General features: G+C 43.7%; 18 protein-coding genes. 14 read left to right on the forward strand and 4 right to left on the reverse strand.

Features of this window, described 5'->3' with window-relative positions:
• Positions 1–2 precede the first annotated feature (2 nt).
• From D6855_RS01725 to D6855_RS01740, 4 genes are read left to right on the forward strand one after another with little or no spacing between them, the layout of a single operon-like run.
• Positions 3–1,679: a cache domain-containing sensor histidine kinase gene (locus D6855_RS01725; RefSeq protein WP_120737410.1), complete on the forward strand. Its 1,677-nt coding sequence runs from the start codon at positions 3–5 to the stop codon at positions 1,677–1,679.
• The gene (locus D6855_RS01730) at positions 1,679–2,425 is read left to right on the forward strand and encodes a response regulator transcription factor (RefSeq protein WP_120737412.1); all 747 of its coding nucleotides are present in this window, start codon (positions 1,679–1,681) and stop codon (positions 2,423–2,425) included. Before D6855_RS01725 ends, D6855_RS01730 begins: the two co-directional genes overlap by 1 nt.
• Entirely contained in the window at positions 2,422–3,333 is a 912-nt protein-coding gene (locus D6855_RS01735) for an alpha/beta hydrolase (protein ID WP_120737414.1), read from the forward strand. Before D6855_RS01730 ends, D6855_RS01735 begins: the two co-directional genes overlap by 4 nt.
• Before the next feature lie 13 nt (positions 3,334–3,346).
• Positions 3,347–4,906 (forward strand): ADP-ribosylglycohydrolase family protein, encoded by a 1,560-nt coding sequence (locus tag D6855_RS01740; RefSeq protein WP_120737416.1) that lies wholly within the window; start codon positions 3,347–3,349, stop codon positions 4,904–4,906.
• A 68-nt stretch (positions 4,907–4,974) separates the two neighbouring features.
• Here D6855_RS01740 and D6855_RS01745 read toward each other — a convergent pair whose 3' ends face one another.
• A complete protein-coding gene (locus D6855_RS01745) occupies positions 4,975–5,844 on the reverse strand; it encodes a DegV family protein (protein ID WP_158589440.1) in 870 nt (289 codons plus the stop codon).
• Between the two features lie 95 nt (positions 5,845–5,939).
• On the opposite strand from D6855_RS01745, the gene D6855_RS01750 reads away from it, so the two are divergent.
• The 9 genes from D6855_RS01750 to D6855_RS01790 all read left to right on the forward strand — a co-directional run bounded on the left by D6855_RS01750 (position 5,940) and on the right by D6855_RS01790 (position 20,773).
• Positions 5,940–6,800, forward strand: a complete 861-nt coding sequence (locus tag D6855_RS01750; RefSeq protein ID WP_120738119.1) for a TrmH family RNA methyltransferase — start codon at positions 5,940–5,942, stop codon at positions 6,798–6,800.
• A gap of 5 nt (positions 6,801–6,805) precedes the next feature.
• A complete protein-coding gene (locus D6855_RS01755) occupies positions 6,806–8,662 on the forward strand; it encodes an acyltransferase family protein (RefSeq protein WP_120737420.1) in 1,857 nt (618 codons plus the stop codon).
• Between the two features lie 122 nt (positions 8,663–8,784).
• On the forward strand, positions 8,785–10,458 hold the full coding sequence (locus tag D6855_RS01760; RefSeq protein ID WP_120737422.1) for a M3 family oligoendopeptidase: 1,674 nt from the start codon (positions 8,785–8,787) through the stop codon (positions 10,456–10,458).
• A gap of 11 nt (positions 10,459–10,469) precedes the next feature.
• Positions 10,470–12,857 (forward strand): ABC transporter substrate-binding protein, encoded by a 2,388-nt coding sequence (locus tag D6855_RS01765; protein WP_120737424.1) that lies wholly within the window; start codon positions 10,470–10,472, stop codon positions 12,855–12,857.
• Between the two features lie 117 nt (positions 12,858–12,974).
• A complete protein-coding gene (locus D6855_RS01770) occupies positions 12,975–13,961 on the forward strand; it encodes an ABC transporter permease (RefSeq protein ID WP_120737426.1) in 987 nt (328 codons plus the stop codon).
• A 17-nt stretch (positions 13,962–13,978) separates the two neighbouring features.
• Positions 13,979–15,640, forward strand: coding sequence for an ABC transporter permease (locus D6855_RS01775; RefSeq protein ID WP_243111760.1), 1,662 nt, complete (start codon positions 13,979–13,981; stop codon positions 15,638–15,640).
• A 5-nt stretch (positions 15,641–15,645) separates the two neighbouring features.
• Complete coding sequence (locus D6855_RS01780) at positions 15,646–16,782, forward strand: ABC transporter ATP-binding protein (RefSeq protein ID WP_120737427.1); 1,137 nt, start codon at positions 15,646–15,648, stop codon at positions 16,780–16,782.
• Positions 16,782–17,801, forward strand: coding sequence for an ABC transporter ATP-binding protein (locus D6855_RS01785; protein ID WP_120737429.1), 1,020 nt, complete (start codon positions 16,782–16,784; stop codon positions 17,799–17,801). Before D6855_RS01780 ends, D6855_RS01785 begins: the two co-directional genes overlap by 1 nt.
• 197 nt (positions 17,802–17,998) lie before the next feature.
• A complete protein-coding gene (locus tag D6855_RS01790; protein WP_120738123.1) occupies positions 17,999–20,773 on the forward strand; it encodes an FAD-dependent oxidoreductase in 2,775 nt (924 codons plus the stop codon).
• Between the two features lie 66 nt (positions 20,774–20,839).
• Here the strand turns inward: D6855_RS01790 and D6855_RS01795 are convergent, their stop codons facing one another.
• A complete protein-coding gene (locus D6855_RS01795; protein ID WP_120737431.1) occupies positions 20,840–21,622 on the reverse strand; it encodes a hypothetical protein in 783 nt (260 codons plus the stop codon).
• Positions 21,623–21,836: 214 nt separating this feature from the next.
• On the opposite strand from D6855_RS01795, the gene D6855_RS01800 reads away from it, so the two are divergent.
• Complete coding sequence (locus D6855_RS01800) at positions 21,837–22,088, forward strand: hypothetical protein (protein ID WP_120737433.1); 252 nt, start codon at positions 21,837–21,839, stop codon at positions 22,086–22,088.
• Between the two features lie 102 nt (positions 22,089–22,190).
• Here D6855_RS01800 and D6855_RS16650 read toward each other — a convergent pair whose 3' ends face one another.
• Both D6855_RS16650 and D6855_RS01805 read right to left on the reverse strand, forming a co-directional pair.
• The gene (locus D6855_RS16650; RefSeq protein ID WP_158589441.1) at positions 22,191–22,364 is read right to left on the reverse strand and encodes a hypothetical protein; all 174 of its coding nucleotides are present in this window, start codon (positions 22,362–22,364) and stop codon (positions 22,191–22,193) included.
• A gap of 125 nt (positions 22,365–22,489) precedes the next feature.
• Positions 22,490–23,974, reverse strand: a complete 1,485-nt coding sequence (locus D6855_RS01805) for a methyl-accepting chemotaxis protein (RefSeq protein ID WP_120737435.1) — start codon at positions 23,972–23,974, stop codon at positions 22,490–22,492.
• Between the last annotated feature and the right edge of the window lie 8 nt (positions 23,975–23,982).

A 23,982-nucleotide genomic window follows, 5' to 3' on the forward strand; every position in this document is an offset into this window, starting at 1 on the left:
AGATGAGTAGCAAAGGCAGGCGTGAGAGCAAAAGTAAAAAGCTGGTTTTCAGTATCACCATACTATTATGTATCGTTTATTTCTTTGTATTCGTAGCCATAAGCGGAACAAACTATGTACTCAAGATACGAAGTGAAAACCAGAATAACAGAACATACCTTTGCAACACGCTGACGACCCTTGATGACAAGATCAAGGATATCAGCAGGGTCTCACTTATGACCATGGCTGATGACAACGTTCTTGATATCATCTCTACCTACAGGGACATGGATGAAGGTGAAAAGCTTTCAGCTGGTAAGTACTTAAGGAACTTCTACTCATCACTTACGATCATCAGAAATGACATCAGCGGTATTTACATCATGGACAATGAGGATATGATCTTTCATTTCGATGATGCCTCTTCCACACCTAAGAGTAACAATACCGGGATGACCATTCCTGAGCAGATAGCTGCCATGGAGCAGGAGCCAATGCTGCTTGATAACTGCAGGATCATAATCGACAAACAGCCTCACTTCATGCGTTTTAACGGCGAGTATGTATCCAATCCTTACTATTCAGTTTGTCTCTGGATGGTGAGGGACATCTACAGTTTCTCACCTCACGAGAAAATTGGAGAGATCGTTCTGACAGCACCGGTAGACAGACTCAACTACATCTGTTCAAGCACCTTACAATCAGATTATTTCTACCTGCTGTCTACACAGAACGGAAGAGTTATCTGCAGTATGAATCCGGATGAGCTTCTTCTTAGTACCGATGAACTCATTGGGGACAGGCTTCCTAAAAATGGAAGCGGATATGTAAATTACGGCGGCGTAAGCTACTACGCCACCAGCCTTGCGTCTCCCGACAATGGCCTAAGGCTCATTGTTGGAAGAAACGCAAAGAGCATAGTTAAAGATATATTCAGGTTTGTACCAATGTATCTTATAAGCAGCATCATTGCTCTTATCATAGTGATCATTGTTACAAACAATCAGGCAAGGCTAAGAGATGCCCAGATGAGAGAGCAGCGGATGACAATGCTTTATCTAAAGAGTCAGATCAATCCGCATTTTCTCTATAACACCCTTGATACAATACGTATCAGTGCGGAGATGAACAGCGACCTTCAGGTTGCGGATATGCTTATGAAGCTGGTTTCATTCTTCAGGCTTAGCATGAGGTTTAACCAGTCCATCGTAACTATAGAGCACGAGCTTGATCTTATTGAAAACTACCTGGCTCTGATGCACTACAGATATACAGACATTGAGAGCAGCATCGATTGCGAGCCGGACCTACTGGACATTGAACTTCCAAACTTTATCCTGCAGCCGGTTGTAGAAAACAGTATTTTGCATGGCTTAAGAGATAAGGGTTACAGCGGAAAGATCGAGATTTCAGTTCACGAAACAGAGGACGACCACATTGAACTTTCTGTTTCAGACAATGGAATCGGAATGACGGACGAAGCAAGAGAGAGGATCAAAGCTCTTTTGTCAGGAGAAGTCAGTGACAAGGATAAGCACAGCAGCATCGGTCTTCAAAATGTCCAGCACAGGTTAAAGCTCTTTTACGATGAATCCTGTGGCCTTAGCTATAAAGAAAATCCAAGCGGCGGAATTACAGCAATTATCAGGATCCGCAAAGAAATATCCAATACCGGGGAAGGAGCAGAAATACACTAATGCGTAGTCTAAAGGTACTTCTGGCAGATGATGAACATACAATCAGAGAAGGCTTCAAGACACTATTTGACTGGGAAAAGCACGGCTGCACCCTTGTAGGTGAAGCCAGAGATGGAAAAGAGACTTTGGAAAAAATTGAGTCTCTAAGCCCTGACATAGTGATCATTGATATCAGCATGCCTGTATTTACTGGCCTTGAGGTTATAGGGCAGTGCAGGAAAAGAGGTCTTAAAACCGCCTTTGTAATTGTCAGCGGTTACGACGATTTCTCTTACTGCCAGGAAGCGCTTAAGCTCCATGTTGAAGCATATCTTCTTAAGCCCGTTAACTTTGCTGAACTTGATGAGCTGGTGGACAGACTCAAGATCAAGCTTTCGGAAAAAGAGATATTAAAAGATCAGGTATCTTCTGACACAGATAAAAAGCTTATTCATGACATGACAACATTCTTAAATGAACACCTTCATGAGGAGATAAGCCTTAAGATACTTGGCGAAGCTTTTTACCTGACACCTAACTACATAAGTAGGGTGTTCAGAACAGAGCTTGGAGTCAATTACCTCTCATATCTGACTCACCTTCGTATGGAAAAGGCCAAGCAGCTTCTTCTTAATACGGAGATGGGAATTGCAGAAATATCAGAAGCTGTCGGATTTAACGACTACAGAACCTTTACAAAAGTATTCAAGCGATATGAAAATGTTCCTCCCACTCAGTTTAGAAAATACATGAGGACAAGTACATGAACTTAACCGAGGAATGGGAAAGCCTGATTCCGGGCGCGAATATGGCCTGGGACGAGATGTGCTTTCAGCTTGTTAAACATAAAATAACGAAATTATCGATTTGGCCGGATAATAAGAATACACCCCTATGGGATAACACAATTCACCAACAAAAACCCTCATTATTTATTTTCCCCCTCATAAAATATGATCCAAATTTTATACTTATCATCCCGGGGGGTGCATTTTTATTTAAATCAGTTCATGAAGCTTATCCTGTGGCAAAGGCTTTCAGGGAAAAAGGCTTCAATGTAGCGATCCTGAATTACCGTGTAAGACCCTATGACAATGATGCGATAGCAGCAGATGGAATGAGGGCAATGCAGTGCCTTAGGCACTTTGCTAGAGAAGGCGGTATCAGGGATCCCCAGATCATTACAGTTGGCTTTTCGGCCGGAGGTATTCTAACTTCTTTAGTAAACATACAATCTTCCAAGGGTTACCTTGGAATCTACGATGAAATATCCACAGAAAAAATTCTCCCAGACGCAGAAATAATGGTATACGGCGCATTTACGAACACCGGTGTCACAGATCACGAAACCAGTGTTTATAGGAGGCTTTGCGGTTTTTCGAGGGATATTCCATTAACAAATGCATCAGAATCCATACTGCTTAAACTCCCATTAGAGCTGCCGCCATTATTTATGGCCCAAACTGATGACGATGATCCCCTCTTTATTTTGGAGATGGGAAAAGCGTGGCAGGAGAGAGGTATTCCTTTTGAGATGCACTTGTTTCATGGAGGATGCCATGGAGGCGGATTGTATGACGGAAAAGACGGAGCCGAAGAGAATATACACGCTGCTCACTGGTTTGAACTTTGCTGTGAGTGGATAAATGGACTTAAGAAAACAGACTCAGATTAAGGAGGAGTTAACGATGGTATTACAGCACGATGTATATAGAGATAAAGTAAAAGGCTGCTGGATGGGCAAGAATATCGGCGGCGTTCTTGGTGGTCCTTTCGAGGGAAAGAGACAGTTCAACGACGCTACATTTTATGTGCAGGATCTAAGGAATGGCCCTCCAGCCAATGACGACCTTGACCTTCAGATCGCATGGCTTGCAGCTGTTGAGAGATATGGCAGAAACGTTGATGCCTCTATCCTTGGTGAGTATTGGCTCAACTACATCATTCCCAACTGGGTTGAGTATGGTCAGGGAAAAGCAAACCTTCGCGCAGGCCTTGTACCACCCCTTAGCGGAGCAGTAGATAACGACTATAAGAATTCAAACGGATGCTGGATCAGATCTGAGATCTGGGCATGTCTTGCTCCAGGTAATCCAGAGCTTGCAACCAGATACGCCTTTGAGGATGCCATAGTTGACCACGCTTCAGAAGGTATGCTTGCTGAGATCTTTGTTACAGCTCTTCAGTCAGCCGCATTTGTTGAGAGCGATCCATACAAGCTCATCGACATCGCACTTACATATATACCTGAAGACTCAATGGTAGCAAAGTGCGTAAAGAAAGCTCTTGAGTGCAAGGAAAAGAACGTTTCATTTAAGGAAGCTATCGCCCTTATCCACGAGGTATGTCCTGGTTCCTTCGGTGTTCAGTGCAACACTGTTAAGGAGGCCGAGGAAAGAACCAAGGCCATGGGCTTTAAGACCGTGGGCGAAGCTGGAATGGATGCTCCAGAGCACATGGGCTACATCGTTATTGCATGGCTCTACGGCGATGACTTCGAGCAGCGCATGATCCATGCCAACGAGATCGGAGAGGATACTGACTGCACCTGTGCTACACTTGGTGCAATCCTTGGAATCATTCATGGGGCAAAAGAGCTGCCGGCTAAATGGACAGATCCTCTTGGAGATAAGATCGTAACAATGTGTATCGACAAGACGTGGGATGGAATCTGGGTTCCTGCAACCTGCACAGAGCTTGCAGACAGGATCATCAGAGTAGTACCTGGATTCCTTGGAGTAGATATTGTTGACATCCTTGCTCCTGGCGGATACACAATCAAGTGTCAGGAAGATCTTCACTGCAACGGAGAGCTAGGCTACATTCACAGGATCAACCCAACACTTAAGGATCACCACATGTCAGTAAGAGAGCTTTCATCTCTTAGCAGCAATGTAATTAGAAGCTATTATCCTTCATTCGAAGTTCTTGTAGATCTTAAAGAGGAGCCATTCTTTAAGCCAGGACAGGAGAAGAGGATCAAAGTAACAGTTAGAAACTGCTTCGAACAGCGCCGTGAGGAGTGGGCTAGGATTACACTTCACACACCAGATGGAGTAGAGGTTATTGGAGCAAAGGAGTGCATGCTTCCACTTAACAACCTCTGGGGAGCAAAGGCAGAGTGCGAGTTTGCCTTTAACGCTGATATGTTTAGCCGTGGCAAGCTTGAACTTCTTGTGGAGGTTCAGCTTGAGGGAAGACACTCCTACGGAGTTACAAAAGTAGTAATGATGCAAAAAGGAATCTGATCTTTATAAAAAAATAAAAGCCCTGAGGTATAGTACCTCGGGGCTTTTGCATATCATAAAATGAAGTTTTATCTCTCTGAACCCCAGAAGAACAGGCCCAGCATTCCAGGTCCTACATGGGCTCCGGAAAATGGCTCGTGGACGCAGATCCTGATGTTGGCGCTTGGGTTAATGTCTCTTACAAGAGTTGCCAGAGCCTTGGCGTCATCCGGACAGTCGCCGTGAGAAATGAATACGGTGTTACTGTTATCTAATGTATCGATGTGCTTCTCTGCATACTTTTTCGCTATGAAATCAATGGAAGCTTTTCTACCTCTTACCTTGCCGCAGGAGATGATATGTCCTGTGCTGTCACCAAAGAGAATAGGCTTGATGTTCAGCATTGTTCCGATGCTGGCAGCAGCTCCTGAAACTCTTCCTGTCTTTTTAAGGAATCCAAGGTCATCCACTGTAAAGTACTGGCATGCGTGAGGAACAGCTTCGTCAAGGATAGTAGCTGCCTCTCTGCAGCTTGCTCCCTGTGCGCTAAGTGCAGCGGCCTTAATTGCAAGAAGTCCTGATCCAAAACCGCATCCCTTAGAATCAACGATATGAACGAATCTATCAGGGAATTCCTCCATAAGTTCATCAGCAGCAAGATGTGCAGCGTTATAGGTTCCGCTGATACCTGATGCCATGGCGATATAAACTATATCTTCACCCTCTTCAAGAACAGGCCTGAAGTGTGTCATGAAAAGATCTGTATTTAAAAGGCTGGTCTGTGCAGACTTGCCATTACGTAGTCCTTCATAAAATGTGTGGGAATCAAATGTCTCGATATCCCCGGAGTACTCAACCTGTTCTCCGTCCAGTAAATAGCTGCAAGGCAGAAGTCTTATGCCCTCAAGCTTATCTTTGGGAAGATTGGCACTTCCATCTGTAAAAACAACAAAGCTCATGTTACCCCTCCAAAACATCGTAGTGATATTAATATACCATATTTCTTGCAATAATTTCTCATTAAGGAGAAAATAGATTGTGGTTTAATAAGAGCATGGAACGGAGCAATAAACATAAGGTGAATAGTAAAGACAGAATAATTCATGTTGATAATATAAATACTCCTGACCTTTCCATCTATCACGAGTATTCGGAGAATCAGCTCTACCACCTGTATGAACCAGAGCTTGGGATATTTATCGCAGAGAGCCCAAAGGTCATCGGAAGGGCGTTGGATGCCGGGTACGAGCCCATATCTCTTTTGATAGAAGAAAGTCAGATGAACAAGGAAGCAGCAGGTCTTGTAGAGAGGGCGCTTAGAGACTACGAGGTGCCAATCTATGTTGCGGCGGAAGAAATTCTTTTGCAGATAACAGGCTACAACCTGACAAGGGGAGTGCTGTGTGCGATTCGGAGAAAAGAGCTTTTGTCAGTGGCAGATGTGGTCCAGGGAGCAAGGCGCATCGCAGTTCTTGAGAATGTAACCAATCCTACCAACATCGGAGCTATTGTAAGAAGCGCCGTGGCTCTTGGAATGGATGCAGTTCTTTTTAACAAAGGATGCTCAGATCCGCTGTATAGAAGGGCTGCCAGGGTATCCATGGGAACCATATTTCAGGCGCCGTACACTTTTTTACCAGAGAAAAGAGAAATGGAGTGCCTAAGAGAACTTGGCTTTAAGTCAGTAGCCATGGCACTTAGAAACGACACTAAAGATATTGACGACATGGAACTTAGATGTCAGGATAAACTTGCGATCTTTCTTGGGGCAGAAGGAGAGGGTCTTCTTCCTGAGACGATTGCAGCCTGTGACTACTGCGTCAAGATACCCATGTATCACGGGGCGGATTCACTTAATGTGGCGGCAGCCAGTGCTGTTGCCTTTTGGGAGTTATCAAAAACTATTGGGGAATAAAAACTATGGCTAATCTTTCATTACTTGTATTTCCACTTGCGATCTTTGTGCTTGTTTTCTGGGGAGCAAAGATTGCGCCAAAGGGGGAGTTTTCAGCAAAATATCTGGAGAGGGATCAGATGATGACCATGCGTACCTTCGCATGTTTTTCTATCATCCTTCATCACTTAACCCAGAGGATCACCAATTACGGTTCAATAGGTAAGGGACCTATCACTCTTTACAACCATATAGGTTTTCTCTTTACTGCTATATTCTTCTTCAGTTCCGGATATGGTCTTTTGTACAGTTATCTTAATAAGAAAAACTACCTTGATGGTTTTCTTAGAAAGAGACTGTCTGCTGTTCTTGTGCCATTTATCCTGGTGAACATCGTTACGATCTTAGTCAATCGTATCGCCTACAAAAAGGGCGTTCACGACAATTTCCTTCTTACATTAAAACAGGTTCTTGGAATTGAGCTCCTTGATGGAAACGGATGGTTCATCGTTGAGATCATCGTTTTCTATGTGCTTTTTACAGCTCTGTTTTCTATATTCAAAAATAAAGATGTGTCCTTAACACTTCTTATCCTGTGCGTCTTTGCTGTGATAGCCTTCTCGTTCTTCAGGGGTCACGACTACGATGACTACAAGGAGACATACTTTATGGGAGAGTGGTGGTTTAACTCAACCATCACCTTTGTCTATGGACTTTTATATGCCAGGTTCAAAGATAAGATAGAGGCCTTCTTTAAGAAGCACTACAGCGAACTTCTTATCTCATTTTTCTTCCTGACTTTTATCACTACCTATCTTGGAATAGCATTCAACTACATGTTCGGTTACTATCACGAGATGCTTCCAACATACAGGACTGACGCTCTCATCACACTGATCGCCCAGTCCATCAACTGTCTTGTGTTTGTGACGTTCCTGCTTCTTATTAATCTGAAGATCGCAGTTGGAAACGGAGCCCTTGAGTATTTTGGTAAGCTCCAGCTCATGATCTTTTTGGTTCATGGATACTTTGTAAGGATAGTGTTTGACCACACCAAGATTGGACATTTTAAGTGGTACCTTCTGGTGTTTATCTGTTCCTATGCGGTTTCCGCAGTTCTTGGACTACTTTCTTATCTTATAAGAAAGAAGCTAACGGACCTTCTCTGCGCCATAGATATCAAGAAGTTTGGGGGTAAGACAATTACCTATATTCTGGCAGCAGCTCTTGTGGGAGCCATGATCTTTTTTGCCGGAAAGGCCATCGCCATCAGCAGGTACTACGATCAGGAGATGAAGGTCTTAAGGTCCTGCAGCGAAGGAGACGTTGTATACTTTGGACGATTTGACACTAATGGATCCCGCCTAGGAAGGGAGAGACTTGAGTGGATAGTTCTTCAAAATGACGGGAAGAGAGTATGTCTTTTGACAAAACAGGGAATCGCAAGCGGGTACCTGAATCAGAAATACGAGGAAGTTTCTTGGGAGGGCTCTGATCTAAGGCAGAGACTAAACTCTGAGGAGTTCACCAAAATCTTCAACGAGAAAGAACTGGCAAGGATTATAGAGAGAAAGGGAGAGGTGCTTTCTCTTTTATCTGCAGATGAAGCAGCCAGGTATTTCGCAACGGACCACGACAGGGAGCTTTCGATAACAGATATCGCAGAGGCTGGTGGCTGCAACGTAAACGTCCTTAGTAAGGCCAACAACTGGGACAACAAGGGCTACAGATCCTCCTGGTGGTGGCTCAAGGGCGACTTTGGAAAAAAAGCTATCACTTCACCGATAGTTACTGTAGACGGTCAGATAAGCATGACTGAGCGTTATGTCAATAAGCCAGGCGGCGCCATAAGGCCTGTTATCTGGGTTGATATCTCAAATTAAGCCAGTTTGCTGCTTTAACACGTTAGCTTGATTAAAATTAACATGCAATGTATAATGATTCGGTTACTCTATTTATTAAAATATTAAAATTATATTAAATTTTGGAAAGCAGGTTTTTGCATATGAAATGCTCTGAAATGCCCTACACAAGGGTAAATATGGACGATGTAAAAAGCTTTTTTGAAAAGCTCATTGAGGACAGCAAAAACGCCAAGAGCGGAGAAGAACAGTTCGAGCTTCATAAAAAATATTACGAATTTATCGGAGACGTTTACACCAACTTAAAGCTTGGTGTATTCAGACACAATATCGATACAACAGAGGAGTTCTACTCCAAGGAGAACGACTATATCGATGAGATAACTCCTCTTATCAGTAAGTACTCAAACGACTACAATAAGGTTTTGTTTGAGTCACCATTTAGGCCTTATCTTGAGGACAAGATCAGCAAGGTGGCCTTTAAAAACATTGAGCTTCAGAACAATTCTATTGATGAGAAGATCCTTCCTCTTATGCAGGAGGAGAACGCTCTTATCAGTAAGTACGACAAGCTCATTGCTTCAGCTAAGATCCCATTTAATGGAGAAGAGCTCAATATTTCACTTCTTCGTAAATACCTTACTGACAAGGACAGAGACGTTAGAAAGAGAGCATGGAACGCCCTTTCAGAGTACTTCCAGTCAGTTACTTCAGAGATAGATGATATCTACGATCAGCTTGTTAAGAACAGGACCAGGCAGGCTAAAGAGCTTGGTTATGAAACTTACGTTGAGCTTGGCTACAACAGGATGATGAGAAACTCCTACAGAAGAGCCGAGGTTGAGAACTTCAGGAAGCAGATCAGAGAGTCCTTCGTTCCTTTTGTTGTTAAGATTCAGGAACAGCGTAAAAAGCAGATCGAAGTAGATGATCTTAAATACTACGACAACGACATGTTCTTCAAGGAGGGTAACCCTGCTCCAACAGGTACTCCTGAAGAGATCATGAAGGCTGGACAGCAGATGTATTCTGAGCTTTCACCTGAGACCAAGGAGTTCTTTGATTTCATGATCGAGAATGAGCTCTTTGATGTTCTTGGAAGAAAGACCAAGAAGGCTGGCGGATACATGGATTTCCTTCCCAAGTATAAGTCACCTATCATCTTTGCTAACTTCAACGGAACCAGCGGAGACGTTGATGTAATTACCCACGAGTGCGGACATGCATTCCAGGGCTACGTTACAAGAAACGACGAGATAACAGAGCACAACGACATCACCATGGAGACAGCTGAGATCCACTCAATGTCCATGGAGTACTTTACATATGGCTGGATGGACAGATTCTTTGGAGACAGAGCACCTGATTACCTCAAGATGCATCTTCAGGATTCCATCACCTTCATCCCTTACGGATGCATGGTTGATGAGTTCCAGCACATTATTTACGACAATCCTGATATGACACCTGCAGAGCGCAAGAACGTCTGGAAGGAACTTGAAAAGACCTACAGACCATGGCTCGACTTTGACAATGATCCTTTCTTTGGAGAAGGCGGTTACTGGCAGAGACAGGGACATATCTTCTGGAATCCTTTCTACTATATTGATTATGTACTTGCCAGCGTAGTTGCCATGCAGTTCAAGGTATGGATGGATAAGGATTACAAGGATGCCTGGGATCATTACCTTGCCCTTTGCAAACTTTCAGCCAAGGACTTCTATGAAGAGGAACTTGCCCAGGTTGGCTTAAAGAGCCCATTCAAGGACGGCACTATTGACGGCCTTGTTCAAAATATGAGCGAAAAAGTGTTTTAAGGAGGGAAAATATGAAAAACAGAAACAAAGTGTTGTCTGCTCTTCTTGCCGGTGCTCTTGTTCTTTCAACAGCAGCATGTGGCGCACAGGCTCCATCTGACAATCAGCCTGCAGACACACAGACATCTGAGTCAGCTCCAGCAGATACAGCAGAAGCTACTCAGGAAGAACCAGTTGCAGCAGGAAGCGATGCTCCACTTGTAATCGCAGAGGATGATTTCTCTGAGAAATTCAGTGAGTTTTTCTGCGCAAGCGTACCAGATCAGCGTGTAGCTGATATGACCGCTGTATCTCTTTTAGAGAATGACCGTGCAGGTGAGCTCATCTACAACGGTATTGAGGGTGAAACAAAGAGCTACAACGGAACAGATTATACTTATGAAGGAATTTCAGACTGCGTAGTTACAGAAAACGCAGACGGAACAGTTGATTATGACTTCAAGCTTCGTGAGGGTGTTAAGTTCTCAGATGGCGAGGAGCTCACAGCTGATGACGTTATCTTTTCATATTATGTATTCTTAGACCCATCATACGATGGAAGCGGTTCAACATACGCTCTTCCTATCAAGGGACTTGAGGCATACAGAAGCGGTTCAGACACACTCTTTAATCTTCTTCTTAAGGGTGGCGCTGAAAACACAGACTTTACATTCTTTACAGAAGAGCAGCAGAAGCAGTTCTTCGAGAAGGATCTTCCAGACGCTGGTGCTAAGTTTGCTCAGTCAATCGCAGACTACTGCACATCTAAGGGATACCTTGCTGAGAACGAGGCAGTAGCCAAGGACTCTATCGCAAATGGTATGGCTAACTGGGGATTTGCTAAGGACAATGGTGATGGAACAATCACAACAACAGCTACTGGAACAGACTTTGATGTAGCTGGTGGCAAGGCTCCTACAGCTGAGGATTTCTTCAACGAGATGCTCGCAGCTTACGACAATGACGTTGCTACACTTTCTTCAACAGAGAAGGCTGACAACGAAGTCCTTGATTATCTTCCAGATGATTACAGAGTAGCTATTTCTACAGGTGATTCTGTAGATTACGTTGAGGGTATCCAGAAGGTTAACGACTACGAGGTTAAGGTTACTCTTACAGAAGTAGATGCTACAGCTATTTATCAGCTCGCTATCATGGTTCAGCCTATGCACTACTATGGTGATGCAAGCAAGTATGACTATGATGCTCACAAGTTCGGATTTGAGAAGGGCGACCTTTCAAGCGTTCGTGCTAAGACAACAACTCCTATGGGAGCTGGCCCTTACAAGTTCGAGAAGTTTGAGAACAAGATCGTTTATCTTACAGCTAATGAGAACTACTGGAGAGGCGTTCCTGTAACTAAGAACCTTCAGTTCAAGGTTACATCAAATGCCGACAAGGAGAGCGGTGTAGTTCAGGGAACAATCGATATCTCTGATCCATCAGCTTCCAAGTCAGCTCTTGAGCAGATCGCTGGTGAGAACTCAAATGGTGAGCTCTCAGGTGACAAGCTTACAACAGTTCTTACTGACTACAGAGGATATGGTTACATCGGAATGAACTCACAGAACGTTTGCGTTGGTGGTGAGAACGGTTCTGAGGCATCCAAGAACCTCAGAAAGGCAATTGCAACTGTTATCTCTGTATACCGTGATGTTACAATCGACTCTTACTACGGAGAGGCAGCTTCAGTTATCAACTATCCTATCTCTAACACATCATGGGCAGCACCTCAGGCTTCAGATCCTGATTACAAGGTTGCTTTCTCAGTTGATGTTGACGGTAATGACATCTACACAGCTGGCATGTCAGAGGATGAGAAGTACGCTGCAGCTCTTCAGGCAGCACTTGGATACTTCGAGGCAGCTGGCTACACAGTTAAGGATGGTAAGCTTACAGCAGCTCCTTCAGGAGCTAAGATGGGCTACGAGATCATGATCGGCGGTGGCGGATCAGGAGATCACCCTTCATTTGGTATCCTTACAGCAGCTTCAGAAGCACTTAAGACAATTGGTTTTGATCTTACAATCAACGACCTTTCAGACACATCAATCATGTGGAATGCACTTGAGGCTGGTACAGCAGAGCTTTGGTGCGCAGCTTGGCAGACAACTCTTGATCCTGATATGTTCCAGATCTATCACTCAGAGGGTGGTAGCGCTGGTCACTACAGAATCTACTCAGATGACCTTGATAAGCTCGTTCTTGAGGCTAGAACTGTAACAGATCAGGCAGTTCGTAAGGCTCTCTACAAAGAGGCCCTTGACTACGTTGTTGATTTTGCATGCGAGATCCCTGTATATCAGAGACAGGATTGCACAATCTACAGCACAGAGAGAGTAAATGTTGACTCTATCACACCAGATCAGACAACATACTACACATTTATGAATGAGATCCACAAAATAGCTATGAACTGATATTTGCCAGTTATTGGCATAGTTTTGGTGGCGGATCGCAGTGCACGACAGTGCACTGCGATTTGTGCGCCAATGAAATGTATTTTTCTCTTTTACTAGATAAGGAGCACCACAACAATGAAGAAGTTTATCATTAGAAGACTACTAATATCTGTTGTTCTTCTATTCTTTGTATCAATGATCATTTACACAATCATGCGTCTGATGCCAACATCATATGTGGAGACCCAGGCGATGACATTATCACAAAGACCAGGGTCAAAGTCATACCAGGAGTGGGTAGATCAGCTTAACATGCAGTATGGTCTTGATACTGGTATCGTACAGGGATATTTTAAATGGGCTTCTAAGGCTATTAAACTTGATTTTGGCGATTCCTGGTATTTCAACCAGCCAGTTCTTCAGAAATTCGGAAATGTAATCTGGTATTCATTTGCGCTTGGACTTGCTGCATTTGTTATCGAGGTTTTGATTGCTATTCCTGCGGGAATCATTGCAGCCAGAAAACAGTATTCACTTGCAGATTACGCGATCACAGTTATTGCGCTTATTGGTATTTCACTTCCAAGCTTTTTCTTTGCTACGATTTTGAAATATATCTTTTCCATTAAGCTGGGATGGGTTGATCTCTACGGTATTGTAAGCCGTATGCATGAGTCAATGTCCGACACTGGAAAAGTTTTAGATATGGTAAGACACATGATCCTTCCTACACTCACACTTGTTGTAGTTAGTATCGGAAGTCTTATGCGTTATACACGTGCCAACATGCTTGAAGTTCTCAATTCTGATTACATCAGAACTGCAAGAGCTAAGGGCCTTTCTGAGAACCGTGTCATCAATCATCACGCTTTCAGAAATACACTTATCCCTATCGTTACACTGCTTGGCGGATCACTTCCAGGACTCTTTGGTGGAGCTATGATCACAGAGACTCTTTTCCAGATCCCTGGTATCGGATACACCTTCTATCAGTGCGTAACACAGGGTGATATTCCTTTTGTTATGTTCTACATGGTATTTATGGCAGTTCTTATACTGCTTGGTAACCTCATCGCAGATATCACATACGCTCTGGTTGACCCTAGAGTTCGAGTAAATTAAGAAAGGAGGAAGAGCAGATGGAAAACGAAAACATACAGAATGAAGAAATGCATTTGGATGACGCTGCAAGAGTAAGAGTTCTTTCTCCCGGAATGATGGTATTTAAGAGATTTATCAGGAACAAGCTTGCTATTGTAGGTATTGTCATCATCGTATTCATGTTCCTTTTCTCTTTCGTAGGAGGCTTACTTATACCTTACTCACAGAGTCAGGTGTTCTATACAACAGATTCAATCCTTAAGGATTACGCTGGTGCTACAGCTATTGATCAGTACCAGGTTTATCAGGCAGATGGAGCTACGCTTCCATCAGATATTTATTCCAAGACACTTATTGCTTCAGCTACTGGCAAATATGTCTTCGAGACAAGAGATGGTTCACTTCTTGGTCTTGGCAATGTAGGAGATGGCGTTTACAGGATCTTTTCAGTGGAAGAGGTCAATAAGCTTCTTAAGAAGAATGCAGCTTATGACGAAGCTGTAGCAGCTGACAAGAACTTCTTTGAGGATACAGACGGAACTACATATGTATTCCAGGACGAGGGACAGGCTTTCCCTACTGTATATAAGGCTACTGAGATTGGCGTTGCAGCCATGAAGTCCTTTACTCCTTTCAACAAGGACGAGAGCCTTAGCTTTGAGTTTTACCGCGGAGCACTTGTTGCAAGTGCCGATGGAGAGAGCTCTTTTGAGGCAGACGGCAAGAAATACGCTGTTGACGGTGATGTGATCACATTAGATGGAGCAGATGTTGCTCTCGTATCAGACGTAAACTTTAACGCTGCCAACGCAGGCGTATTCATCAGCCCTGATTACAAGGAAACAGCTATGGCAGCAATTGATGCAGGTCAGGATTCTTTCACATTCCCTGATGAGGATGGAACAGAGGTTGAGTACAGGATCGAGAACAAAAACGGTCAGTACACCTTCAGAAGATTTCAGGAGACAAGAGTCATCGATACATACGCAGCACCTTCAGCTCAGCACTGGGTTGGTACTGATGCCAATGGTATGGACCTTCTTGCAAGACTTATGTACGGTGGACGTATTTCACTTCTCATCGGTTTTGTTGTTATCTTCATCGAGGTGTTCATTGGAATGATCATCGGTGGTGTTGCTGGCTTCTTTGGAGGCTGGGTTGATAACCTGCTGATGCGTATAGTTGATATTGTTTACTGTATTCCTACAATGCCTCTTTACCTGATCCTTGGATCTATCATGGACTACTATCAGGCAAGTGCTACAACCCGTATTTACATGCTCTGCGTTATCATGGCTGTTATCGGATGGGTTGGAATTGCCCGTATCGTAAGAGGACAGATCCTCTCACTTCGTGAGCAGGAGTTCATGGTTGCTGCAGAAGCAACTGGTATCAGCACATACAGACGTATCTTTAAGCACCTTATCCCTAACGTAGTACCTCAGCTTATCGTTTTTGCCAGCATGGGACTTGGTGATGTTATCCTTGCCGAGGCTACACTTTCATTCCTTGGACTTGGTATTAAGTATCCTGCAGCTTCATGGGGAAGTATCATAAATGCCGTTAACGATTCATACGTTATGAGCAACTATGTATTTGTATGGCTTCCAGCAGGACTTTTCATTCTGCTTACAGTTCTGGCTTTCAACTTTATCGGTGATGGCCTTCGTGATGCATTTGATCCAAAGATGAAGAGGTGAGTAAAATGGCAAAAAACAGTAATTACATCTCTGCTCGTGAGTCCCGTAAGATCACTAGAGAAAATCGTAAGATCACTGCAGAGATCGAGAAAAAGAGAAATAGAAAACACATTCCTGAGAGTGAGTACATTACTCAGATGAAGGATCCTAATAACTGCGTAGAGTTTGATAATGTTCACACTTACTTCTTCACAGATATCGGAACAGTTAAGGCTGTTGACGGCGTATCCTTCGAAGTTCCAATTGGTAAGACAGTTGGTATCGTTGGAGAGTCAGGATGTGGTAAGTCTGTAACAAGTCTTTCGCTTATGCAGCTTGTTCAGCGCCCGGCTGGTCAGACAGTAGAGGGTGAGATCAGATTTAACACTGGCACAGAAGCTGTTAACGTAGTAAATGCGCCAGCATCATATATGCAGAAGCTCCGTGGTAATTCCATGGGAATGATCTTCCAGGAGCCAATGACATCACTTAACCCTGTATTCAGGATCGGTGATCAGGTTGATGAGGTTATTAAGCTTCACAATCCAGAAATGACAGCAGAGCAGGTTAAGGCCCGCACGATCGAGATGCTTCAGCTTGTTGGTATCGCCAACAAGGAGGGCGTATACAGAATGTATCCTCATGAGCTCTCAGGTGGTATGAGACAGCGTATCATGATCGCTATGGCACTTGCCTGTGACCCTAAGCTTATCATCGCCGATGAGCCTACAACAGCTCTTGATGTTACAATTCAGGCTCAGATCCTTGACCTTTTAAGAGATCTTAAGGACAAGGTAGGAAGCTCTATCATGCTTATCACCCATGACCTTGGTGTTGTTGCTGAGATGGCTGACTATGTTGTTGTTATGTACGCAGGACGTGTAGTTGAAAAAGGTACTGCAAGAGAGATTTTCAAGGACCCAAGACATCCATACACAATCGGTCTTATGAACTCAAAGCCTGTTGTTGGTAAGACAGTAGAAAAGCTCTACAGCATTCCAGGTAACGTACCTAACCCTATTGATATGCCTAACTACTGCTACTTCAAGGATAGATGTGAGATGTGCACAGCTAAGTGCAATGGCGCATATCCTTCAGTTTACAAGGTGTCACCTACCCATGAAGTAAGCTGCTATAGATGCGAGGAAGGAGGAGTGCAGTAATGAGCACAGAGAATATGAATACAAATGCTCAGGAAAATGTTAGCTCCTCTGAGAACATTCTTGAGGTCAGAAACTTAAAGAAGTATTTCCCAATTAAGGGAGGCTTCTTTGGCGGAGTAACCGGACAGGTTAAGGCGGTTGACGATGTTTCTTTCTCTATCAAGAGAGGAACAACAATGGGCCTTGTTGGAGAGTCAGGATGTGGTAAGTCTACAACCGGAAGAACAATCCTTCGTCTTCTTGAAAAGACAGAGGGTGACATTATCTTCGACGGTAAGGATGTTAGCACACTTGATAAGAAGGGCCTTAGAGATCTTCGTACCAAGATGCAGATCATCTTCCAGGATCCTTATTCATCTCTTTCACCAAGACTTCCTATCGGAGAGATCATTGGTGAGGCTGTAAGAGAGCATGGTCTTGTTCCGGACAACGAGTATGATGATTACATCTCTAAGATCATGAAGGAGTGCGGTCTTCAGGAGTACCACAAGGACAGATATCCTCACGAGTTCTCCGGCGGACAGAGACAGAGGATCTGTATTGCAAGAGCCCTTGCTCTTAAGCCAGAGTTCGTTGTATGTGATGAGCCTGTTTCAGCTCTTGACGTTTCAATCCAGGCGCAGATCATCAACCTCCTTAAGCAGCTCCAGGAGGACAGAGGACTTACATACCTGTTTATCTCTCATGACCTTTCAGTTGTTGAGCACATCTCAGATACCATCGGTGTTATGTACCTTGGTAATCTGGTAGAGACAGGAAACACAGAGGACATCTTTGCTAAGCCTCTTCACCCTTATACACAGGCTCTTTTCTCAGCTATTCCTATGCCTGACCCGGATATCAAGAAGGACAGGATCCTTCTTCAGGGTGATATTCCATCTCCAGCCAACCCACCTGCAGGATGCAAGTTCCATACCAGGTGTTCAAAGTGCATGGAGAAGTGTAAAACGATAGTTCCTCAGCCTAAGGATATGGGCAATGGTCACGTTGTTTGCTGTCACCTCTATGATGAAGAGTAAATTTAACTTTAATAAATGATTAAATATGTTAAAAAGGCGAGTAAAATCGCCTTTTTTTCATGGCAAAATTGGGGGCTATATGTTAGAATAACTTTAGGCGAAAACTATTTTTGAAAAACTAGTTTCATCAAGTTTTAAATGTAAAGGGAGATTGCTTTATGGCGAAGACAATGGCTGAATGGAAAATCGGCGATCCCATGATCAATGAAAGGGATTACTGGCCAGATCCTAATTACAAGGCAGAGGATCCGGAAAAAGAAAAGCTCGTGTTAGAGCTTGCCACACTTATCACTGACCGTATGGTCAAGAAACTTACAAAGAAGGTCAACAACCAGGACCCAGAGTACTGGATGCTTGATCATATACTTAACAAGGAACAGGTTAAGTTTTGCTTAAACTTTAAGAAGACACGTGTTCCTTACTCTATTCCTGAACTTGCCAAGATGAACAACATGTCTGAGGAAGAGACAACCAAGATGGTTGAGGACCTTAGATGGATCGGTATCATCGAGCAGAACAGGGCTAAGACTCCTGACAAGCACCTTCAGTACGAGCTTCCTATTTTCGTACCAGGAAGTGCTGAGTTCATGATGATGCAGGACAAGCTCACAGATGCACATCCAGAGCTTGCTACATTCTTTAACCTTATGACACAGCTTCCTCTTCAGGGCGTAACTGAGATGGTTCCTCCAGGAGGCGCTGGTGTTGGTATGCACGTTATTCCTGTTGAGAAGGCTATCTCAATGGAGAATCAGTCAGTTCCAGTTGAGCACCTTTCACGCTGGATCGACATGTATGATAAATATGGCATCTCAGAGTGCTCCTGCCGTAAGCAGCAGGCTATGAGAGGCGAGGGTAGTGGAGAAATCCGCGGTGACTACTGTATCGGTATGGGCGACATGGCTGAGTACATGGACGACCGTGGAATCGGACACTATGTTTCAAAAGAAGAAGTTTATGAGATCTTAGAGAGAGCTGAGCGTCACGGCTATGTTCACCAGATCACCAACATCGATGGTGAGGGCAAAATCGTTGCTATCTGTAACTGTGCTCCTGGTGTATGTAACGCTCTTCGTACATCACAGCTCTTTAACACACCTAATATGTCAGCTTCCGCATACAGAGCACACGTTGAGAAAGAGAAGTGTGTTGCCTGTGGTAAGTGCGTAGAGGTTTGCCCTGTTGGAGCAGCCAAGCTCGGACAGAAGCTTTGCAAGAAGAACGGCAGTGAAGTTAAGTATCCTAAGACAGAGCTTCCTGATAACAAGAAGTGGGGACCACACAAGTGGAACTACAACTATCGTGATGATGCCAAGATCAACTGCTACGAGACAGGTACAGCACCTTGTAAGACAGCATGTCCTGTACACCTTTCAGTTCAGGGTTACATCAAGATGGCTGCTGAAGGCAGATATGAAGATGCCCTCAAGCTCATCAAGCAGGACAACCCATTCCCAATGATCTGCGGCGCTGTCTGCAACAGAAGATGTGAGGATGCCTGCACAAGAGGTACCATCGATCAGCCTCTTGCCATCGACGAGATCAAGAAGTTCATCGCTTCTCTGGATCTTAAGAAAGAGAACAGATACGTTCCACTTTGCGAGAAACACGACGGCGGAATGTGGAGCGACGACTATAAGGTAGCTGTTATTGGTGGAGGTCCTGCAGGACTTTCAGCTGCATACTTCCTTAGAGAGAACGGTTATCCTGTAACTGTATTCGAGAAAGAGAAGCGTGCAGGCGGAATGCTTATGAATGGTATTCCAAGCTACAGACTTGAAAAAGATATCATTGACGCTGAGATCGACGTTATCCGTCAGATGGGCGTTGAGTTTAAGTGCGGCGTCGAGGTTGGTAAGGATATTACAATCCAGCAGCTTAGAGATGAGGGCTACAAGGCATTCTTCATTGCTATCGGTATGCAGGGCGGAAGACTTGCAGGAGTTCCAGGCGAGGATGCTGAGGGCGTTCAGACTGGTGTTGACTTCCTTCGCAACATCAACCAGGATCATTCCATTAAGCTTAATGGCGACACAGTTGTAATCGGTGGTGGTAACGTTGCTATCGACGTTGCAAGAACTGCTGTAAGAGCAGGTGCTTCCAAGGTTACAATGCTCTGCCTTGAGAGTGAAAAAGAGATGCCAGCAGCCAAGGACGAAGTTGAAGAGGCTGTAGAAGAGGGCATCGAGGTTAAGAACGGCTGGGGACCTAAGGAAGTTGTTGTAGAAAATGGTCACGTTAAGGCTGTTATCTTCAAGAGATGCGTATCTGTATTTGATTCAGAGCACAGATTTGCTCCTACATATGACGAGAACGATACAATCGAGATCCCATGTGAGAACCTCCTTCTTTCAATTGGACAGTCAGTTCAGTGGGGAGACCTTCTTAAGGGAACCAAGGTTGAGATCAACAGAAATGGTACAGCCAAGGCTGACGCTCTCACAAGACAGACAGCTGAGCCTGATATCTTTGTTGGCGGTGATGTATTTACTGGCGCAAGATTTGCTATCGATGCTATCGCAGGCGGAAGAGAAGGCTTTGTATCAATCAACCGTTTCGTTCACCCAGGTAACAGACTTGATCTTGCAAGAGACAGAAGAGAGTTTATCGAGCTTGACAAGGACGACATCAAGGTTGAGAGCTTCGACAACGCTCAGAGACAGATTCCTGGTAAGAAGGCTGGAGTTGCCAAGGATACATTTGATGATCTTAGACTTACTCTTACAGAGGAGCAGGTTAAGACAGAGGCAGCAAGATGTCTTGGATGCGGTGCTACAACAGTAGACGAGAACCGCTGTATCGGATGCGGACTTTGCACAACCAAGTGTGAATTTGACGCTATCCACCTTACACGTGATATGCCTGAGGCAAGCACAATGTACAGGTCTGAAGACAAGCTTAAGGCTGTTGGACCTTATGCAATAAAGAGAGCTGGTAAGATCCTTATCAACAAGATCACTGGCGACAAATAATATATTAAGCAATAATAAAGGGAGTTGGAAAAAGATTTTCCAACTCCCTTTTTAAATGTTCATTATTTAATTTTCAGTGCTGGCGGTAGCAGCAGAAGCATCAATTTCTGTGCTGGCTTCAGTAGCTGTTGTATCTGTATCAGTGGCTGGAGCGCCAGTACCTGCTATGGAACTGTCATAGCTCTGAACGCCTGTTACATACCAGCTTCCAGTCTCTTCATTCTTGTTAAGAGTAAGGGCCAGCATATATGTGATAGGTTCTGCTGCATCAATTTCCTCTTCATAGATATCAAGAGCAATTACGATAAGGTCGTTACATGCCTTCTCGATTGCAGCCTGAGCGCCCTGCTCATTGGTTATCTGTAAGAGTTCTTCTTCATGTTCAACGTTGTAGGCTTCAGAAGCCTTGCTGAATTTGGTCTGAACAGAGTTGTTGGTAACTACATCATAAGGGAAACTGTTTGTCATTGTGACATAAGCAGTAGCAGCAGTTCCGTCTTCATTCATGGCAATATCTGTCACTTCATAACTCTCAACCAGAGAAGAATACAGAGAATAGAATTCATCAAGCTTGGCCTCTGTCTCTGACTCAAGATTAGGATTGCCAAGACTTGTTATAAGAGCGTCTTTCATAGAAGCTGCATCAAAGAGCTGAACAAAGCTTCCGCTTGCAACTTCATCAGAAGAATATTCATTTATTTTATCTGTTGATCCTGTTTTAATAGCCTCAATAAAGCCCTCAGCAGCTTCCTTAACAGGACCCTTGTCCTTGGACTGACAGCCAGTAAGCGTAGACACTGCCATTAATACCGCAACAAAAGTTGCAGAAATGCGTTTTGCACTTAACATATTAAAAAATCTCCTTACCAGATATAGAATAAGTGGCCTATGCCACAATTATTACAATTTTTGTAACACAATGGATAGTATAGCATAATCGCGGTATTTCTCCAAGAACTATCGCAATAGTGATAATATTATAGTCTTTTAATAATTAATGCTAATTTTAAGTGATAGAATATATTTATCACTATCAATACAGATTGTCACAAGGAGGTAGATAATGCTTGTTCTTTTTAATGAAGGTGTTTTGAAGGATGTAAGTTCAGTAGAAGTTCAGCCTCTGGACTTTGGTGATGGCAAGATCAGTGGAACTCAGATCAACTTTGTTTTGACTAACGGAGATGAGCTTAAGTATATTTACAGCCAGAATGTGCCGATTGAGGAATCTGGCCAGAGAGCAATTGATTTTGTAAGAAGTCTGTACAATGATGGAAAAGCAGATTTTACTCACGAGCCAGTCGAGCAGCTTTGATGTCGGAACTAATAATTTTGTATATAAAAAGGTCCTATGCCATTCATGCATAGGACCTTTAATATTGCTGTTCTTCCATTAGAATTCTCCATTTTTTATGAATCAGCGTTTTCCAAGACGCCCCTGGTTTTTAAGTTCAATAAGAAGATCAAAAACAACCCCCAATGGTAGTCCAGTAATGTGAGCTACTTTTTCAGGGTCTGGATAGTATTCATTCTCACAGTCGTGGAGAATGCAGTCAATTACTTCCATTCTTACATCGCATGTAGCTGTCATACCGTATATTCCTCCTTTCCCAAATTGTACAAATATTTCATAGCAGAATATATCTACTACCAAATATTATAACGGATTTATTTGTATAAATATAACCCTTTTGTACGAAATTTTAGAAAAATTTTCTAAAAATCTGCTTGGGACTGGGCTTTTTCATGGAGGTCTATAAGAGTATTGGCCTGTGAGAATACATCTCCGAGAATTGTCTTAAATTCACTAAACTTAGCTTCTGCTTCATCAGCGGTCTTAAAGCTCTGCTCAAGAAGGGATGCAGCCTTGCTGTTGGCAGATGAAAGGGAGTTTATACTGTCCTTGATCTCAGAGGAAGAGGACATGATGGACTCCATTTCCTGGTGAGCGCTGTTGTAGTGGGAGAGTACTTCAGTAACCTTGGTTTCAAGACCAAGAAGATTGTAGCCCACTTTATCAAGCATTTCGCTCTGCTTGGAGATTGCATCTGAAGCTGTATCTGTGCTGTTTATTATATCCTGGACACTTGCTCCAAAGGCGGAGATAATGTCAGATATCTTGGCAGCTGCGGCGCTGTTCTTTTCTCCGTAGCTTCTTACGTCATTGGCTACAGCTACAAGACCTGAGCCTGTGCTTCCTGCCTTGGAGGCCTCTATGCTGGCATGGAGTGCGATAAGCTCAGCCTGCTTGGCCATGGCACCAAAGGCGTCGATAAGCTTTTTAACGCTCTCAACCTTTATCATAAGAGCCTTGGCTTTTTGGGCTGCGGTATCACTCTTTTCAGAAACCAGTCTGTAGCTGTCCTTGACATCAGTGACAACATTAAGGCTCTGCTTAACTGACCTCTGGATATCAGCTGATGCGGACTCGAGATCCTCTTTTGCTACGGTAACAGCGGACTCTTTGTCACTTACAACCTGAATCCTTCTGGTCTGTACGTTGATGACATTGGTGTTGGATTCGATGCTGCCTGATGCGTCATTTAAAATAAACTTCTGGGAATCCATAAGAGTAGACAGGTCATAGAGCTTATCCTTGGACTGGTCGATAAGGACTGAAATATTTTCAGCCACGTCAGCCATATCACTTCCTGCTTTCAGAGTCTTTTCAGCACCTGCGCTGACATAGTAGTTATTTTCGCTTCTGAAGTCAGTAAGGCTCTTTACTGCATAGATACAGGCTATGAAAGAAAGTGTAAGGATAATGATTCCGGAAATGTGAGAGATATCAAGGCTTCCCAAAACGATAAGATCCTTGATGCAGCTTGTGATAAAGGCGATGCCCATAACGATCATCTCATATTTGCAGATCCTTAGATCAAGGTAGATAACACTGCAAAGAAGGATGGGAAGAGCAAAGGCAAAAGCTGCCTGATTGTCAGACATGATGACGAGAATGGCATAAAAGACAGCGGCAGAGCCCATTATCTGCAGGGAGCCCTTGGCGCTGGTTGGATGCTTGAAGCTTCCGTTTATTGCTATGAGGCCGAGAATGAGAGCAGAGATGATGATCGATAACTTGGAAGGTGTAAATCCCTTGGTTATCACATCGGCTATAGTAAGGACCACAGCGCAGGCTATGGTCACGATCACAATATAAAAGCAATTTGTATTGGCTTTTTTCAGCTGCTCAACATTCATATGTTTTC

This window comes from Butyrivibrio sp. CB08 (assembly GCF_003625485.1).
Classification (GTDB): Bacteria; Bacillota; Clostridia; order Lachnospirales; family Lachnospiraceae; genus Butyrivibrio.